At 63.2% G+C, this 15,561-nt stretch carries 19 protein-coding genes; 8 read left to right on the top strand and 11 right to left on the bottom strand.

Features of this window, described 5'->3' with window-relative positions:
• Positions 1-9: 9 nt before the first annotated feature.
• The 3 genes from ACPS74_RS16910 to ACPS74_RS16900 are packed head-to-tail and all read left to right on the top strand — an operon-like array spanning position 10 to position 2,346.
• Entirely contained in the window at positions 10-234 is a 225-nt protein-coding gene (locus ACPS74_RS16910) for a hypothetical protein (RefSeq protein WP_029651906.1), read from the top strand.
• A gap of 4 nt (positions 235-238) precedes the next feature.
• Positions 239-706: a type II toxin-antitoxin system VapC family toxin gene (locus ACPS74_RS16905; RefSeq protein WP_055725729.1), complete on the top strand. Its 468-nt coding sequence runs from the start codon at positions 239-241 to the stop codon at positions 704-706.
• A complete protein-coding gene (locus tag ACPS74_RS16900; RefSeq protein WP_036242314.1) occupies positions 706-2,346 on the top strand; it encodes an ABC transporter ATP-binding protein in 1,641 nt (546 codons plus the stop codon). The genes ACPS74_RS16905 and ACPS74_RS16900 overlap by 1 nt, the downstream gene beginning before the upstream one ends.
• Here the strand turns inward: ACPS74_RS16900 and ACPS74_RS16895 are convergent.
• The 3 genes from ACPS74_RS16895 to ACPS74_RS16885 are packed head-to-tail and all read right to left on the bottom strand — an operon-like array spanning position 2,329 to position 5,083.
• The gene (locus ACPS74_RS16895) at positions 2,329-2,838 is read right to left on the bottom strand and encodes a MaoC/PaaZ C-terminal domain-containing protein (RefSeq protein ID WP_029651909.1); all 510 of its coding nucleotides are present in this window, start codon (positions 2,836-2,838) and stop codon (positions 2,329-2,331) included. The two genes, ACPS74_RS16900 and ACPS74_RS16895, sit on opposite strands and share 18 nt — an antisense overlap.
• Positions 2,835-3,698 (bottom strand): C40 family peptidase, encoded by an 864-nt coding sequence (locus ACPS74_RS16890; protein WP_029651910.1) that lies wholly within the window; start codon positions 3,696-3,698, stop codon positions 2,835-2,837. The genes ACPS74_RS16895 and ACPS74_RS16890 overlap by 4 nt, the downstream gene beginning before the upstream one ends.
• Positions 3,695-5,083 (bottom strand): leucyl aminopeptidase family protein, encoded by a 1,389-nt coding sequence (locus ACPS74_RS16885; protein ID WP_029651911.1) that lies wholly within the window; start codon positions 5,081-5,083, stop codon positions 3,695-3,697. Before ACPS74_RS16885 ends, ACPS74_RS16890 begins: the two co-directional genes overlap by 4 nt.
• A 283-nt stretch (positions 5,084-5,366) precedes the next feature.
• Between ACPS74_RS16885 and ACPS74_RS16880 the strand changes: the two genes are divergently transcribed.
• The 4 genes from ACPS74_RS16880 (at position 5,367) to rpsI (ending at position 8,306) form a co-directional block, all read left to right on the top strand.
• A complete protein-coding gene (locus tag ACPS74_RS16880) occupies positions 5,367-5,717 on the top strand; it encodes a P-II family nitrogen regulator (protein ID WP_275548818.1) in 351 nt (116 codons plus the stop codon).
• A gap of 31 nt (positions 5,718-5,748) precedes the next feature.
• Positions 5,749-7,116, top strand: a complete 1,368-nt coding sequence (locus ACPS74_RS16875) for an ammonium transporter (protein WP_239754681.1) — start codon at positions 5,749-5,751, stop codon at positions 7,114-7,116.
• A gap of 237 nt (positions 7,117-7,353) precedes the next feature.
• Positions 7,354-7,824 (top strand): 50S ribosomal protein L13, encoded by a 471-nt coding sequence (rplM, locus tag ACPS74_RS16870; protein WP_029651914.1) that lies wholly within the window; start codon positions 7,354-7,356, stop codon positions 7,822-7,824.
• A gap of 2 nt (positions 7,825-7,826) precedes the next feature.
• Positions 7,827-8,306, top strand: a complete 480-nt coding sequence (gene rpsI / locus ACPS74_RS16865; protein ID WP_018407795.1) for a 30S ribosomal protein S9 — start codon at positions 7,827-7,829, stop codon at positions 8,304-8,306.
• Between the two features lie 58 nt (positions 8,307-8,364).
• On the opposite strand, the gene ACPS74_RS16860 is transcribed toward rpsI, so the two are convergent.
• The 6 genes from ACPS74_RS16860 to ACPS74_RS16835 all read right to left on the bottom strand — a co-directional run bounded on the left by ACPS74_RS16860 (position 8,365) and on the right by ACPS74_RS16835 (position 12,434).
• Positions 8,365-8,715, bottom strand: a complete 351-nt coding sequence (locus tag ACPS74_RS16860) for a hypothetical protein (protein WP_029651916.1) — start codon at positions 8,713-8,715, stop codon at positions 8,365-8,367.
• A gap of 34 nt (positions 8,716-8,749) precedes the next feature.
• Positions 8,750-10,045 (bottom strand): MFS transporter, encoded by a 1,296-nt coding sequence (locus ACPS74_RS16855; RefSeq protein WP_029651917.1) that lies wholly within the window; start codon positions 10,043-10,045, stop codon positions 8,750-8,752.
• A 27-nt stretch (positions 10,046-10,072) separates the two neighbouring features.
• Positions 10,073-11,422 (bottom strand): peptide MFS transporter, encoded by a 1,350-nt coding sequence (locus ACPS74_RS16850; protein ID WP_029651918.1) that lies wholly within the window; start codon positions 11,420-11,422, stop codon positions 10,073-10,075.
• 70 nt (positions 11,423-11,492) lie between these two features.
• Positions 11,493-11,957, bottom strand: a complete 465-nt coding sequence (locus ACPS74_RS16845; protein WP_029651919.1) for a flavodoxin family protein — start codon at positions 11,955-11,957, stop codon at positions 11,493-11,495.
• Between the two features lie 9 nt (positions 11,958-11,966).
• On the bottom strand, positions 11,967-12,152 hold the full coding sequence (locus ACPS74_RS16840; protein ID WP_029651920.1) for a hypothetical protein: 186 nt from the start codon (positions 12,150-12,152) through the stop codon (positions 11,967-11,969).
• A gap of 78 nt (positions 12,153-12,230) precedes the next feature.
• Positions 12,231-12,434, bottom strand: a complete 204-nt coding sequence (locus ACPS74_RS16835) for a DUF1289 domain-containing protein (protein WP_029651921.1) — start codon at positions 12,432-12,434, stop codon at positions 12,231-12,233.
• Positions 12,435-12,577: 143 nt separating this feature from the next.
• On the opposite strand from ACPS74_RS16835, the gene argC reads away from it, so the two are divergent.
• On the top strand, positions 12,578-13,513 hold the full coding sequence (argC, locus tag ACPS74_RS16830; RefSeq protein ID WP_036242315.1) for an N-acetyl-gamma-glutamyl-phosphate reductase: 936 nt from the start codon (positions 12,578-12,580) through the stop codon (positions 13,511-13,513).
• Between the two features lie 139 nt (positions 13,514-13,652).
• Here the strand turns inward: argC and ACPS74_RS16825 are convergent, their stop codons facing one another.
• Together ACPS74_RS16825 and ACPS74_RS16820 are read right to left on the bottom strand one after the other, a co-directional pair.
• Positions 13,653-14,729: a transglycosylase SLT domain-containing protein gene (locus ACPS74_RS16825; RefSeq protein WP_036242333.1), complete on the bottom strand. Its 1,077-nt coding sequence runs from the start codon at positions 14,727-14,729 to the stop codon at positions 13,653-13,655.
• A 249-nt stretch (positions 14,730-14,978) separates the two neighbouring features.
• Positions 14,979-15,425 (bottom strand): outer membrane protein assembly factor BamE, encoded by a 447-nt coding sequence (locus ACPS74_RS16820; protein WP_036242335.1) that lies wholly within the window; start codon positions 15,423-15,425, stop codon positions 14,979-14,981.
• Between the last annotated feature and the right edge of the window lie 136 nt (positions 15,426-15,561).

Genomic DNA, 15,561 nt, shown 5'->3' with positions numbered 1-15,561 from the left:
AGCATCACGATGAACAGAATTGTGCGTGAACATTATCCGGCGGCGAAGCTTCCCGAGGAACTAAGGGATGGCATCGATTCGAACGCCACCGTGACGATAACCGTCGAGATCGAACCCCCGCCTGAGCAAATTCTCTCTTTGGAGGAAATGTTTGCGCTTCGACGCGATGTGTTTATGTCAATTCGCGACGTCGACGAACACGTCAGCGCCATGAGAGACGAGTGGAGCCACTAGCAAAGTGCGCGCCCCGCCAGTCTATATCGACACAAATGTGTTTATCATTGGCTTCGAGTCGCCCCTTGAGCTGGCCACGCCGGTCCAGAAGCTGCTCCTTGCAATACGTGAAAAGCCGCTTTCGGCCGTAACAAGCGAACTCACGCTCGCAGAGTTGTTGGCGCCGGTCATCCGCCCACAGGCTCTGGTTCCGAGCCAAAGGCGGCGTCTATACCTCGATCTTCTTACTGGTAGTCGACTTGTCGAACTGAGGCCAGTGACTCGAGATATCCTCATCCAAACAGCTGAATTGAGAGAAGCGACGCCCTGTAAGCTTCCTGATGCGATCCACGTCACAACGGCTGTTCAAGCCAAGTGCGGATTTTTCCTCTCCAAGGATAGGCGAATGCGACTTCCGCCAGGCATGATTCAAGTGGGCCCCGACCATTCTGGCGTTGATCGCATCCTAGCCGCTTCGTCGCAATTATCGTGATGCCAACGATGTCCCCTTCCCTCCTCAACATTCGCGATCTCTCGGTCACCTTTCGGCAAGGCGGGCACGAGACCAAGGCGGTCGATCGCGTCTCCTTCTCCCTTGAGCGGGGAAAGACGCTGGCGCTCGTCGGCGAATCCGGCTCCGGCAAGTCGATCAGCGCTCTGTCGATCGTACGGCTGCTTCCCCCTGGCGCGATCGCGTCCGGCGAGGCGCTGTTCGGCGGCGAGAATATGCTCACGATCGACGACAATCGTCTGCGCGCCATTCGTGGCGCAGGCATCACAATGGTGTTTCAGGAGCCGATGACCTCGCTCAATCCGCTGCACATGATTGAGCGGCAGATTGCGGAGATTCTCGAACTGCATGGCATGCGCGGCGAAGACGCGGTTCGGAACCGAGTCGTTGAGCTTCTGGGCGAAGTCGGCATCCCTGATCCTCAGGCGCGGCTGAGCGCCTATCCGCATCAGCTCTCGGGCGGCCAGCGTCAGCGCGTCATGATCGCCATGGCGCTCGCCAACAAGCCGGATCTGCTGATCGCCGACGAGCCGACCACCGCGCTCGACGTGACGGTTCAGGCGCAGATTCTCGCGCTGCTCGAGCGGCTTCAAAAAACTTACGGCATGGCGATGCTGTTCATCACCCACGACCTCCGGCTCGTGCGCCGTTTCGCCGATACGGTCTGCGTGATGCAGCAGGGCCGCATCGTCGAGCAGGGCGAGGTGGGAGAGGTCTTCACATCGCCGCAGCATCCCTACACCAAGGCGCTGCTCACGGCGGAGCCCAAGGGCGCGCCGATTATCGAAGACACGCAAGCGCCGGTCGTCGCATCGGCTGAGCAGCTGCGCGTCTGGTTTCCGATCCGCCGCGGCTTCATGCGTCGGATCGTCGGCCATGTGAAGGCGGTGGACGGCGTCACCCTTTCGGTGCGCGAGGGCGCGACCGTCGGCGTGGTCGGGGAGTCGGGCTCCGGCAAGACAACGCTGGCGCTGGCGATGCTGCGCCTCATTCGCTCGGAAGGTCCGATCGTCTTCCTCGGAGAGCGCATCGACGGCAAAAGCGTCGACGCCATGCGTCCGCTTCGCCGCGACATGCAAATCGTCTTCCAGGACCCTTACGGCTCGCTCTCGCCGCGCATGTCGGTCGCGGAAATCGTCGCCGAAGGACTGACCGTTCAGCGGCCCGAACTTACGCTCAATCAGCGCCGCGAAATCGTTGCGCGCGCGCTGCAGGAAACCGGGCTTGATCCATCGACGATGGACCGCTACCCGCATGAGTTTTCCGGTGGCCAGCGGCAGCGGATCGCGATCGCCCGCGCCATCGTGCTCGAGCCGAAATTCGTCGTGCTCGACGAGCCGACTTCCGCGCTCGACATGTCCGTACAGGCGCAGATCATCGATCTCCTGCGCGACCTGCAGCGTCGCCGCTCGCTCGCCTATCTCTTCATCAGTCACGATCTGCGCGTCGTGAAGGCGCTCGCCGCCCATCTCATCGTCATGCGCTATGGCAAGGTGGTCGAGGAAGGGCCGGCGAGCCAGGTGTTTTCCCAGCCCAAGAGCGAGTATACGCGCGCGCTCTTCGCAGCGGCGTTTCGCAACGAGGCGGAGCCCATTCCGGGCAACTCAGTCGCCGGAAAATGATCCCGGAATCGCCGTGGCGCCGTTTGAACTTACGCCTGCGCGCGCAGGGTCGCGGAAGGCGACGACTGTGACGCTCTGCGTCAGCACGACTTCGCCGCGCTGGTTGTAGGTCGCCATATCCATCGAAACGAAGCCGCGATCGGCATAGTGGCGCGGATGAACAATCCGCGTGACTTCGGCTTCCACTCTCAGGGAATCGTCTGGCCGCACCGGCAGTTTCCAGGCGATATGCGCCTCAACGCCGACGAGCCCGCCAGCAAAAGGCGGGTCGGCTGAGTCGATGAGGAGTTTCACGCTCAGCGCGCCGGTTTGCCAACCGCTGGCGACGAGCCCGCCGAACATGCTGTCTTTGGCCGCCTCTTCATCGAGATGAAAATACTGCGGATCGCTGTCGCGCGCGAAGCGGATGATGTCCTGCGCGGTGATCTTGACGCTCGCTGAGCGTAACCGCTGCCCAATGCGAAGATCTTCCAGATAAAGCCTTTTCGTCATGCCAAAATGTCTCTCGGCAACCGCTTCAAGCTCGTGACCGGTCCAGCCCCCGCGGCCTCGTTGCGCGCGCGCACGACGTCGAGCGGCTCGCTGGTGACTTGCATATGCGTGGCGTTGGCGTGAAGCAGCGTCACGGGGTCGCGCATGACCCCGACATGCCCCTTCCAAAAGACGATGTCGCCGCGCAGGAGTGGGACGCCGGGATCGAGCAGCGCGCCGAGCGCAGCTTCCTGCATATCGGTGTCGCGAGGCGCTTTCACCCCCGCCATCAACAGCGAAATTTGCACCAGTCCGGAGCAATCAACGCCCATCCAAGACTTGCCGCCCCAGAGATAGGGCGCGCCGATGAGCGTCTCGGCCACGGCGACAAAGTCCGGCGCTTTCGCCTCGCAAGGCGCGAGATGTTTGCGATAGATGAATCCGAGTTCCGGCGTCACGCCAAAGCCGCCGCGCTCCTCGGCGATCGTGACTTCGGCGCCGAGCGGCAGCGCGTTGAGCGGCGGCAATTTGATGTTCGGACCCGGATAAATGAAGGTTCGCGGAACGCAGATTCGATGCGTCGGCGCGCTCAATTCGCGCCACAGCGTATTCGCCGCGATCCAGCCGACATAATTGTCGCGCGCAAGTTGCGCCCACGCCCAGCCTTCTTCCTCATCGTAAACGGTGACGCGCTCGCCATAGATCGCCTGAGTGTCGACGGCGGCGTCGGGACGCGGTTCCCGCCGAAGGTCGACGACGCAGTCTCTGACCTCCATCGCGACGCCTTCGACATAGCGCTCGGCGCTCACGCGTCCCTTGAGATAGGCGGCCGCGACTTCCGGGCGCGCGGGCGTCAGCCGCCGATCGAACTCTTCGCTCACGGCTTCGCGTTCCTCTGCTCGGCGCGCGCCTCGATCAATTCATAAAGCAGGCGCGCCGCCTGCACCTCGCCGCCTTCCGGGCGGCCGGGCTTCGTCGACGGATTCCAGCAATAAACGTCGAAATGCGCCCAGCGCTTGGGATTCGCCACGAAGCGTCTCAGAAACAGCGCCGCGGTGATCGATCCGGCGAAGGGACCGCTCGTGACATTGACCAGATCGGAGATCTTGCCGTCGAGACCGCTGTCGTAACTGTCCCATAGAGGCATTCGCCACACGGGATCGTTCACGGCGCCAGCCTGCCCGGCGATCTCTTGGGCGAGCGCGTCATCGCCGGTATAGAACGGCGGAATCTCCGGACCGAGCGCGACCCGCGCGGCGCCGGTCAGCGTCGCGAAATCGAACAGGAGATCAGGCGGCGTCTCGCTCGCATAGGCGAGCGCATCGGCGAGAATGAGCCTGCCCTCGGCGTCGGTGTTGCCGATTTCGACGCTCAGCCCCTTGCGGCTGCGGTAAACGTCGCTCGTTCGAAACGCCGACGCCGAAATCGAATTCTCGACGATCGGAAGCAGCACGCGCAAACGGACCGGCGCATTTCCCTCAAGCAGCATCGCCGCAAGCGACAGAGTCGTCGCGGCGCCGCCCATGTCCTTCTTCATCAGCGCCATCGCGCTCGAAGGCTTGATGTCGAGACCGCCGGTATCGAAACAAACGCCCTTGCCAACGAGCGTAACGCGCAGACCGTCCTCCGGGCCGTGCTCAAATTCGACGAGCCTCGGCGCCTGAGCGGCTGCGCGCCCGACGGCGTGGATCAAGGGAAAGTTTTCCTCAAGCAACGCATCGCCGACAATGACGCGAGTCTTGGCGCCATGTTTCGCCGCGAGAGCGAGCGCCGCTTCGGCGAGCGCCTCCGGCCCCATGTCGTTGGTCGGGGTGTTGACGAGATCGCGCCCGAGGCCGACGGCGCCGGCGATGCGCTCGATGCGCGCGCGGTCGACGCCCTGCGGCGCGCACAGACGCGGGGCTTCCCTCTTTGGCGCCTTGTAGCGCGAGAAGGAATAGGTCGACAGAAGGAACGCCAGCGCCGCCTGCGCCGGCGCCTCGACGCCATCGCCAAACCGGTAGAGCCCCTTGGGCAGCGCCGTCGCGAGCTTTCCCGCAAAGAACGGATCGCGCGCCTTTGGCGCCCTGCCCTGAGCGCCGAAAAAGACCCGCGGCGCGCCGTCAGGGTCAGGCGCGATCAGAAGCGAGCCGGGCTTCGCCTCAAAGCCCGCGAGCTCCGCGAGACGCGCTGCAGGCTCGGGAAGCTTTGCGCGGCGTTCGGGCCAGTCTTCCTTATTCACGAAATCGATGGCGGTCGCCTCGGGCGACCAGTCTTCAAGCTTCATCCGCTCCGCCGCTTTCTGCGCTCCCGACGATCGGCTTCTACCTCTACCGGGCGCCCGCATCACAAAAAAGCGAAAGATCGCCAATCTCAAGCGGCGTACCGGCGAAGGCGGCGAGCCGCGCCCATTTCAGCCGACAATGTACGCATAGTGTATAAAACTTAGCCGCCTGGCGCCTTACGACTGGCCAGGCTCGAACTCGACGCCAGGATGCAAAACGATTATTTTATGCGCATAATGGCATGCCAATTGCTGAGACAATGTTCAATCCGCCATCCATGAGGGCATGTCTGCGCAAATGAAGATCATCACGGCGATTATCAAACCCTTCAAGCTCGACGAGGTGCGCGAGGCGCTGACGGAAATCGGCGTGCACGGAATGACCGCGACCGAGGTGAAAGGCTATGGCCGACAGAAGGGCCATGCCGAAATCTATCGCGGCGCCGAATATATCGTCGCGTTCCTTCCCAAGGTTAAGATCGACATCGCGCTTCCTGAAGCGCTCGTCGATCGCGCCATCGAGGCGATCAGACTCGCCGCCTATACCGGTCATATCGGCGACGGCAAAATTTTCGTCTCGCCGCTGGAGCGCGCCATGCGCATCCGCACCGGCGAGACCGATTCCGACGCGCTCTAAGCGCCTTCCCCATCATCAATCAGGATTCACGATGCAGAGCTCGTTTGCGCGCGCGGCTATAACATTCGTCGGCGCGAGGATTCCGCGAGTCCGGTGGGATCGTTTTGGCGCGGCGCTTGGCGCGACCCTTGTGGCCTGCCCGGCTCTCGCGCAGGACGGCGGGGGCAAGATCGACGGCGCCGACACCGCCTTCATGATCGCGGCCACCGCGCTGGTGCTGATGATGACGCTGCCGGGGCTCGCGCTCTTTTACAGCGGTATGGTGCGCAAAAAGAATGTTCTCGCCACAATGGCGCAGAGCCTCATCGCCACCGCCCTCGTCTCGCTGCTGTGGATCGGCGTCGCCTACAGCCTCGCCTTCAGCGGCGAGGGCGCCTTTATCGGCGACGCGTCGCGGACGCTTCTCGCGGGGATCGGGATCGACACGGTGAGCCCATTCGCCAAGACGATCCCCGAAATCCTGTTCATGCTCTATCAGATGACCTTCGCGGTGATCACCTGCGCGCTGGTCGCCGGCTCGGTCGCCGAACGCATGAAGTTCTCCGCCTTCATGCTGTTTTGCGCGCTGTGGCTGTTCATCGTCTATGTGCCTTCCGCGCATTGGGTCTGGGGCGGCGGATTTTTGCAGAAGATGGGCCTCCTCGATTTCGCCGGCGGGACCGTCGTGCATATCAACGCCGGAATCGCCGGCCTCGTCTGCGCGCTCGTGCTCGGAAGCCGCGTCGGTTTCGGGCGTGAAAACCTCTCGCCCTTCGATCTCTCGCTGGCGGTGGTCGGAACGGGGCTGCTCTGGGTCGGCTGGTTCGGCTTTAACGGCGGCTCGGCGCTCGCCGCCAATTCCCGCGCGGTCTTCGCCATTGTGGCGACGCATCTTGCCGCCTGCGCAGGCGCGCTGGTGTGGAGCGGCCTGGAATGGTTTCAGCGCGGCAAACCGTCGGTGCTCGGCGTCATCTCGGGCGCCGTCGCCGGCCTGGGCACGATCACGCCGGCCTCGGGCTATGTCCTGCCTTGGCACGGCGTCGTCATCGGAATGATCGCCGGCGGCGTCTGCTATTGGTTCTGCACAGTCGCGAAATACAAATTCCGCTACGACGACACGCTCGACGTCTTCGGCGTGCATGGCGTCGGCGGCATCATGGGCACGCTGCTCGCCGGAGTCTTCGCCACCCGCGCGATCACGGCTTCGGAAGGCGATCCGGGCGTCGCTGGTCTGTTGGAAGGCGATCCGCATCAGCTTTACGTGCAGGCGATCGGCGTCCTCGTCACGATCGTCTGGGGCGTGATCGGCACTTTGGCGACGCTGAAAATTGTCTCGATGATCACGCCGCTTCGCGTGACTCACGACGATGAACGCGAGGGCCTCGACATCGCGCTGCATGGCGAAGCGCTGCATCAGTAGCGAGCGCCCGGATACAAGTCTCCTATTATGTCATGGCCGGGCTTGTCCCGGCCATTTCGCGTCGCAATGCTGCTCCAGATCGGGGCAACATATAAGGTATCATAATACCAATATACCTTAGCGCCCAGTTTTATTGGGGTTCTAGAGACTTTGCCGCGCAAAAATGACTTGACCTCCCTTCGCCCATCCCCTATCCAACGGCCTCCGAACACACCGTTCACACGGAATTCCCATCCCATGTTTGGCAAGACCTATTCGGCGACTCCCGCCGACATCGAAAAGAAGTGGGTGCTGATCGACGCCTCCGGGCTCATCGTCGGCCGCCTCGCCTCCATCATCGCGCTGCGTCTTCGCGGCAAGCACAAGGCGACGTTCACGCCGCACATGGATGACGGCGACAACATCATCGTCATCAACGCCGAAAAGGTGGTCCTGACCGGCCGCAAGCGCGACCAGAAGGTCTATCACCACCACACGGGTTTTCCCGGCGGCATCAAGGAACGCTCGGCGAAGTTCCTTCTCGACGGGCGCTTCCCGGAGCGAGTCCTGGAGAAGGCCGTGCAGCGCATGCTGCCGCGAGGCCCCTTGGGCCGCAAGCAGTTCGGCAATCTGCGCGTCTATAAGGGCGCGGAACATCCGCACGAGGCGCAGAGCCCACAGACGCTCGACATCGCCGCCCTGAACGTCAAGAATAGCCGGAGCGCCTGATCATGGCCGAGTCCACTCTTTCCTCGCTTTCCGACCTTCAGGGAAGCGTCGCCACGGCGCCTGAGTCGCCGCGCTATGTGCAAAAGCTCGACAAGCAGGGCCGCGCCTATGCGACCGGCAAGCGTAAAAACGCCGTCGCCCGCGTCTGGATCAAGCCGGGCCCCGGCAAGATCACCGTCAACGGCCGCGACGTCGAAGTCTATTTCGCCCGTCCGGTGCTGCGCATGATTCTTGCCCAGCCGTTCGGCGTCACCAAGCGCGCGGGTCAATATGACATCGTCGTCACGGTCGCCGGCGGCGGACTTTCGGGTCAGGCCGGCGCGGTGCGCCACGGCCTCGCCAAGGCGCTGACCGCTTACGAGCCGGACCTGCGTCCCGCGCTCAAGAAGGAAGGCTTCCTGACGCGAGATTCCCGCGTCGTCGAGCGCAAGAAATACGGCAAGCGGAAAGCCCGCCGCAGCTTCCAGTTCTCGAAGCGCTAAGCTTCGCGATCTTCAAGGCAAGCATTTGCAAAGCGGCGCTTCGGCGCCGCTTTTGTTTTCAATAGACGCAGATCTTGAAGTCGCTTCCGATCCAGCAGGCGGGATCGGTCTTGGAGCGTTTCGCCTCTCCCCAACGGGAGTTGATTCCGTCGCGGGTCAGTCCTCTCACTTCCGCCACTCCAGGCAAAGTGACAGAGACGCTGATCACCGTCGCGCCGTCGAAGGCGCTTTTTCCAACGGGCGTGATCGAAAAGCTTCCGCCCGTTTCAGGCGAAAACTCGCATTTCCCGTTATATGGCGCCGCGCCGGCGCCATTGACGACGCATCTCGCGGGTCTGGCGATCGCCTCCCCGAGCAGAAACTGCTGCGTCATGATGAAAGACGCGATCCAAACAGCAATTTTCTTCATCAAATCCTCCCGTCGCAAGACCCCGGGTCCGGGCCTATTCGAGTACCGGCTCATGTAGCCGCTCGTGTAGACCCGCGACGCCCATCAGTCCGACGACCGCCCCGAACATCAGATAGAACGCCGGCGCGATCGGCGTGGCGAGGTAGTCGATCAACCAGGCGACGACGAAGGGCGCGAAGCCGCCGAAGATCATGACGGCGACATTATAGGCGATCGCCAGCCCCACGGTGCGGACATGCGTCGGAAACTGCTCGGCGAGCGCCGTCGAGAGCGCGCCAAAGAGGCCCGAGAGAATGACGCAGAAGGCCGTCTGCGCCACTGTCAGCGCCAACAGCGTGCGCTCTGCCTGCAGCCAGACGAATAGCGGATAGACGCAAAGAAGCAGCATCCCATACGACGCGAGGAGCAAGGGCCGCCGGCCGATCGCGTCGGAGAGCGCGCCGATGAGCGGGGTCAGCACGATCAGCAACACAAGACCCGGCGCCTGGGCGATAAAGGACTGCGCGAGGCTCAGTCCCATCTCCGTCTTTCCGTAGGTCGGCATGTAAACGAGGATCACGTAGAAGGAGATCGTCGCGCCGATCGTGGCGGCGAAACAGGCGAGCAGTCGATCGCCCCGCCGCCGAACGAGATCGAGAAACGCGCGCGCGACGCCTTCTTCCTGCGGCGACGCCTTGAAAGCTGGCGTTTCGTCGAGATGACGTCTGACATAGAGCCCTACCGGGCCGATCAGCAGGCCGGCAAAAAACGGAAGCCGCCAGGCCCAGTCGTGCAGCGCTTCGACCGAAAAGACGCCCGCGACGAGCATGCCGGCGAGCGTCCCGAGCAGGATCGACAGGCCCTGCCCCACCATCTGCAGAGAGCCATAGACTCCACGCCGACCGGCGGGCGCGACTTCGATCAGAAACGCGGTCGAACTGGCGAATTCTCCGCCGGTCGCAAAACCTTGCAACAGTCGGCCGATCACGATGAGCATGGGGGCGAAGAGGCCGATCGTCGCATAGGTCGGGGCGAAGGCGATGACGGCGATCGCGACGGTCATCACGAACATGATGAGTTGCAGCGCCGCCTTTCGCCCTTTCCGATCCGCGTAAAATCCGAAGAAGAGGCCGCCAAGCGGGCGCGTGCAGAAGCCCGCGCCAAAGGTCGCGAGCGCCAGCAAGAGCGAGGCCGTCTCGTCTCGGCTTGGAAAGAACGCCTGCGCCAGAACCGAAGCAAAAAATCCGTAGACGACGAAATCGTACCATTCCAGCGCATTCCCAATCACGGCGGCCGCGATCTGCTTGGGCGCTGGCGCTCTCGCTTGGGGGAAGTTTTGGCGCATATGCATGCAGATTTCTCGATTGTCCGCGCGCCGCTAGCGGGAAGACAGGAGGCCGCCAAGCGGTCGCCGCGCAGCCTCAACGATCAGCGCGCCGACGACGCCGAGCGCGCCCATCATCAGGAATAAATACACGCTGGCGACGCTCGACCACAAACTGCCGAGCCATCCCGCCAGGAGATTGCCGAGAAACATCGATGTGAACCACACGCCCATCAGCGCCGAGCGCGAACCTTCCGGCGCGACATGCGACACGAGCGACAGGGCAATCGGCGAGAAATGCAGCTCCGAGACGGTGATGACGGCAAAATAGGCGAGGAGCCAAAGCCAACTCGCCGCGCCGCCGTCGCTCGTCCATGCCGCAAGCGCCATGACGCCGTAGCTCACAGCGACGCCGAGACAGCCGAGCGACATTTTACTGATCGTCGAGGGCTCGCGCCCAGCCCGAGAAAGCCGACTCCAAAAGGAGACGAGCGGCGGTGTGAAAAGAAAAATCATCAGCGGATTGAAAGCCTGGAACCATGTCACCGGAATTTCGGCGCGCCATCCGAAAACGTCGACGCTGCGATCCGTCGACTGGGCGGCCCAAAGCGCGATCGTGTTGCCCTGCTGCTCGAAGGCGGCCCAGAACAGCGCGGAAGGCGCAAAGAGCAGCATGAGGATGCTGAGCGACCGGCGAAACTGCGCGCGCGCCTGCGCCGTCGGGGCGCGCCATTGGCCGCGCATCGGCTCGGGCGGCAGGCTCGGAAGACCCATCACATACGTCGCGAGGCCGATCGCCATGCCGACGCCGGCGCAGGCGAAGCCATAATGCCAGCCGATCGTCTCCCCGACCGTTCCGCAAACCAGCGGCGCGAAGAACGCGCCGATATTGATGCCGACATAAAAAATCAAATAGGCGCGGTCGCGACGGGCGTCGGTCGGCGCATAAAGCTCCCCGACCTGGACGGAGATGTTCGGCTTGAAGCCGCCGCAACCGAAGGCGATGCAAAGCAGCGCGATCAGAAAGAGGCGATCGTACGCCATCATGAAATGGCCGATGGCCATCAACGCCGCGCCGATGACGATCGTGCGCGTGCGCCCCAACCAACGATCGGCGATCGCCCCGCCCAGAATCGGCGCGAGATAAACGAGGCCCGTGTAGAGCCCGTAGATTTGCGAGGCGAAAGGCTGCGGGCCGAGCGGACCGGAAATCGTCTCGAGTCCGCGCTTCAAGGCGTCTAAGCCGAGCGCCGCGTCCATGCGCGCCGGCGTCAGCAAATAGTCGACCATGTAGAGGACGAGAAGCGTCCGCATCCCGTAATAGGAAAACCGCTCCCACATTTCGGAAGCGAAGAGAAAACCGAGCCCACGCGGATGGCCGAGAAAATCGTCGCTTCGCTGCATTCGCCCTGCCGGACCATCGTCGCGCCGGCCTGCGGCCCGTGCGGTTGCTATAGACGATGGCTTGATCGGCTCAAATGGCGCCGACGTCGAGGCCTGCCGCCACGAGCATGCCCAGTTCGCGGCACGCGTCGACGAAGTCCTCCCGCCATTCGCCCCGGCAAATGAGCGGCTCGCGGATCGCCCGCCAGCGCAGGCCGGTCACGATCGTCTCGACGCCGCGCCGCGTTCCTGTTCCGTCGTGGCCGGCGCGAATGTAGAGCGCGTAAGGCAGGCCCTGCGTGCGCTCCAACAAAGGATAGTAGCAACGATCGAAGAAGTCCTTGAGCGCCCCGCTCATGTAGCCGAGATTTTCGGTGGTTCCGAGAATGACGGCCTGGGCGGCGAGAACATGCTCGGGCGTCGCCGCGAAAGGGCTGAGCGTCTCGACCTCGACGCCCTCGATCTCGGGCGCCCGCGCGCCGGCGGCGACCGCGTCCCTCAGTCGCTCGGTATTGCGCGACGGCGCATGCGCGACGATGAGCAGGCGCTTGGGCAATGAGCGCGGCTACCAGGGATGAAATTCTGGCACGTAAATAATTTTCATGAAGATCGCCAGGCCGATGACCGCGAGCACGCCCAACAGCGCGCTGTATCCGATCACCGAATAGACCGAGACGTTGTAGACCGAATCCAACAATCGCAGCGCGAACGCTCTCAGCGCGCCGTCTGTTTCAGTTACCTGCTTCGCCATGATCTCCCCTCCTCCTGGAGGCGGTCAAAACTCATTTCGTGAAAATCAATATAGAGCCCAGAACGTCGCCGTCAGGGCCTAATCGCTGGACGCGATAAGACAGTCGCCTTTGTGGCTGGCGCTCCAAGCGCGTTTGCGCCTTTCCGCCAACTCGACGACCTGGGCTTTTTGCGCGTCGGACATCGATATCCAGCCGGCGATCTCGGCGCGCGTGCGGCCGCAGCCGACGCACACGCCGTCGCCATTGAGTTCGCAGATCTTTATGCACGGACTGTCGACCATTGGCTCCACTTTTGACTGCGCTTCGCCCGGATTGCGGCGGATGCGTCCCGCCGCGCTATAGGATGGCGCGCCGCGCGGGTCAAAACGCCCATGGACTTGGAGACAATCTTTTTATCCTTGTCCAAATCGATTAGATGCGGGCCATGACGACGAGAACGAAGATCTTCATCGACGGCGACGCCGGCACCACCGGGCTCGAAATCCGCGAACGGCTCGCCGGACGCGAGGACATTTCGCTCGTCTCGCTCCCGCCCGAGACGCGCAAGGACGCCGCCGCGAAACGCGACATTCTCGCTTCCGTCGACATCGCGGTTTTGTGTCTGCCGGACGACGCGGCCAGAGAAACCGTCGCGCTCTGCGACGCGCTCGGCGATGAGAGCCCGCGATTGCTCGACGCCTCCACCGCCCATCGCGTGGCGGCGGGTTGGGTCTACGGCTTCGCGGAGCTTTGCAAAGGACAGGCGGCGGCGATCGCCCGCGCGCGCCGGGTGGCCAACGTCGGCTGCTACGCCACGGGCTCGATCGCGCTCATTCGTCCGCTCGTCGACGCCCAGCTTATCCGGTCGGACCAGCCGCTGACGATCAACGCCATCTCGGGCTATTCGGGCGGCGGACGGCAGATGATCGAAGCCTATGAGCGGGGCGAAGCGCCGGCGTTCGAGCTCTATGCGCTCGGGCTCGAGCACAAACATGTGCCCGAGATCATGGCCTATTCGAAGCTTTCCGAGCGGCCGCTTTTCGTGCCCTCCGTCGGTAATTTCCGCCAAGGCATGCTGGTCTCGATACCGCTCGCGCTCGACGCCTTGCCCGGGAAGCCCAAAGCCGTGGATTTCGAAGGCGCCTATGCGGGTCACTACGCCGAGGCGAAACATGTCCGGCTGGCGCTCGCGCCGACAAGCGGCAAGCTCGCCCCGCTGGCGCTGAACGGGACCGACGATATGGAGCTCTTTGTCGTCGCAAACGAAGCGCGCCGCCACGCCCTTCTCATCGCCCGGCTCGATAATCTCGGCAAGGGCGCGGCTGGCGCGGCGGTGCAAAATCTCGACCTGATGATGGGGAAGACCGCCGTCTCAGCTTAGAGCGCTTCCCGATCACATGGACTCATGTGATCGATAAGGAAGCGCTCAAAATCAAAATGTTGAGCAGGTTCTAATCGAAAAAGTCTGTCAACTTTTTCGGAACCTGCTCGAGCGCCGACGGCGACGCTCGGGCGCACGCCTATTCGGCATAGGCGGTGGCGCCGCCCGGCAGTTTCGCAGCGACGTCCTCATAGCGGCTGGTGCGCATGTCCATCATCGTCTCGAAGGCTTCATGCACCTCCTGGACCGAGCGAACTTTGAGCCGGCGGCCCTGCTGCTCATAGAAGATCGGCCTGTTGGCGCGCGCCGGCCTCGGCAGTAGCGACGCGGCCGACGTGTGCGGCGCCTCGTCCATGGTCCGCATGAAGCGCTCGGCGTCGTCCGGACCCAGGAAGTGGATGAGGTAGGTTTCGCCGCGGGTCAGAGGACGGCCGATCTTCTCGGCGATCCTGGTGCTGTCCTTCTTAAGCATTTCGGCGGCGAGAACCGCGGAAAGATAGGGATCGTTGCGCAAGCCCAGGATTTGCGCGCGCTTCTGTCCGCTGACGCGCGCCGAATCGTCGCTTGCGATCACCGCCGCCGTCTCGCCGTGCCCATGGCGCCAACCGAAGGTTTTCATCGCCTTAAGCCAGGTCTTCTCGACGAATTGGAAGAGCCCGCTGGCGGAAGACGTCCGCGCCTTCGCGGTGGAGGAGAAATTCGACTCCTTGTCGGCGATGGCCATGAGCAGCGCCGGGTCCATTTCGGTCGTCTGCGCGGCCTTGACGACGCGCTCGACAATCGACTGCTGCACCTTGACGGACCCGAACCGCATCACGCCAGGCGTATCGAAGGCGTCGTCACTCCCCAGCCGATGCGACCAGGTGAGCGCCGCCTGCTCCAAAGAGAAATCCGAGTCGAGCGCCGTATCGTCTTCGGCGGATTGCGTCAGCGTCGCCAGCGTCGTCAGCGGAGATGCGGCGACGCGGGCGCGTGCAGCGCGCGCGGTCCGCTCCGGACGACGAGTCTCGTCGCGCTCGGCGGTCATCGCCAGGACGGCCAGCACAGAAAGCAGGGTCGCGACGCAAAGCGCGCGCAACAAAGGAGAACAGGATTGATCAAGCAGCAAGCCCGGCAGGGTCGCCTGGGGCGACGCCTTGGACTGCCGGCCTGAGCGAGGCGACGCGACCTTCTCGTCCTTGGAAGGCGGCGGGGCGTTCGTCACCGTGACGGTCATGCTTCGCGGTTTCTCCACAATTACGCAAAGTTTGCGTAAACAGAAGGTTACCTGCGATACGGGGCGAAAGATCGGCGGCCGAAGCCATGCTCACGCCATAATTAAGCTCGCGCCACGGGCGCGCTGAAGCTGAAAAGCTTGTTAGTACAGGGCGTTACGCAGACAGGTCCTTCACTGTCGCCACAATGACGCCACTAGCCGAGACGCGAACTCGCTGCCGCGGCGTCTCGTAACGAGAGGCGGGTGTCTCTAAAAGAGATTCGACACCTTGGAGAGCATGCCTTGGAGCAGATGATACTCGGGGCCGGCGCTGGGCGTCGTGCGGGTGATGAAGTCGATCGGCTTTCCGTCTTCCATGCCGTAATCGGCCACACGCTGAACCTTCTTCGACTTGTCGAAGTAAACCGCGTAGACGCGCTGATCGGTAATATTCTGAGGCATGAAGGCGAACTGACGCTCGGTACGTTGACTGACGTAATACCAAGCGTCGCCGCCGACAGTCGACGTCGTCGAGGGGGTGCCAAGGACCGTCATCACCTGCTGCGCCGACATGCCAGGCTTGATTTGCCCGGTGCTGCGCGAATCGAGGACGGCGCCACGGTTGACGACGCCCTCGTACCCCAGACACCCTGCAAGCGAAACCGCGAGGCCGGCTACAGCCGCCAACCGAGAAAAGACGCGCAAAGCTTGCGCCATGAATATCTCCGAAATCTCCCGCCGCAGCGCGCCTGCGCCCGGTCGATCGTCCTTCGCCAAATCCGTAATCTTCGAACGCAGCGAAAGCAAGACGGCTGTTCTCGCGCTGCGCCGCGCTGGCGTCCGTGCGCCAACG

Source organism: Methylocystis sp. SB2 (assembly GCF_049817085.1).
Taxonomy (GTDB): domain Bacteria; phylum Pseudomonadota; class Alphaproteobacteria; order Rhizobiales; family Beijerinckiaceae; genus Methylocystis; species Methylocystis rosea.
This window is presented reverse-complemented; position numbering and strand designations above follow the sequence as displayed.

Coding starts and splice junctions, on each gene's coding strand:
- ACPS74_RS16835 (WP_029651921.1), bottom strand. CDS start 12,434: ATGGTCGACAGTCCGTGCATAAAGATCTGCGAACTCAATGGCGACGGC.
- ACPS74_RS16840 (WP_029651920.1), bottom strand. CDS start 12,152: ATGGCGAAGCAGGTAACTGAAACAGACGGCGCGCTGAGAGCGTTCGCG.
- rpsI (WP_018407795.1), top strand. CDS start 7,827: ATGGCCGAGTCCACTCTTTCCTCGCTTTCCGACCTTCAGGGAAGCGTC.
- ACPS74_RS16885 (WP_029651911.1), bottom strand. CDS start 5,083: ATGAAGCTTGAAGACTGGTCGCCCGAGGCGACCGCCATCGATTTCGTG.
- ACPS74_RS16850 (WP_029651918.1), bottom strand. CDS start 11,422: ATGCAGCGAAGCGACGATTTTCTCGGCCATCCGCGTGGGCTCGGTTTT.
- ACPS74_RS16860 (WP_029651916.1), bottom strand. CDS start 8,715: ATGAAGAAAATTGCTGTTTGGATCGCGTCTTTCATCATGACGCAGCAG.
- ACPS74_RS16855 (WP_029651917.1), bottom strand. CDS start 10,045: ATGCATATGCGCCAAAACTTCCCCCAAGCGAGAGCGCCAGCGCCCAAG.
- ACPS74_RS16895 (WP_029651909.1), bottom strand. CDS start 2,838: ATGACGAAAAGGCTTTATCTGGAAGATCTTCGCATTGGGCAGCGGTTA.
- ACPS74_RS16825 (WP_036242333.1), bottom strand. CDS start 14,729: ATGACCGTCACGGTGACGAACGCCCCGCCGCCTTCCAAGGACGAGAAG.
- rplM (WP_029651914.1), top strand. CDS start 7,354: ATGTTTGGCAAGACCTATTCGGCGACTCCCGCCGACATCGAAAAGAAG.
- ACPS74_RS16880 (WP_275548818.1), top strand. CDS start 5,367: ATGTCTGCGCAAATGAAGATCATCACGGCGATTATCAAACCCTTCAAG.
- argC (WP_036242315.1), top strand. CDS start 12,578: ATGACGACGAGAACGAAGATCTTCATCGACGGCGACGCCGGCACCACC.
- ACPS74_RS16910 (WP_029651906.1), top strand. CDS start 10: ATGAACAGAATTGTGCGTGAACATTATCCGGCGGCGAAGCTTCCCGAG.
- ACPS74_RS16900 (WP_036242314.1), top strand. CDS start 706: ATGCCAACGATGTCCCCTTCCCTCCTCAACATTCGCGATCTCTCGGTC.
- ACPS74_RS16875 (WP_239754681.1), top strand. CDS start 5,749: ATGCAGAGCTCGTTTGCGCGCGCGGCTATAACATTCGTCGGCGCGAGG.
- ACPS74_RS16820 (WP_036242335.1), bottom strand. CDS start 15,425: ATGGCGCAAGCTTTGCGCGTCTTTTCTCGGTTGGCGGCTGTAGCCGGC.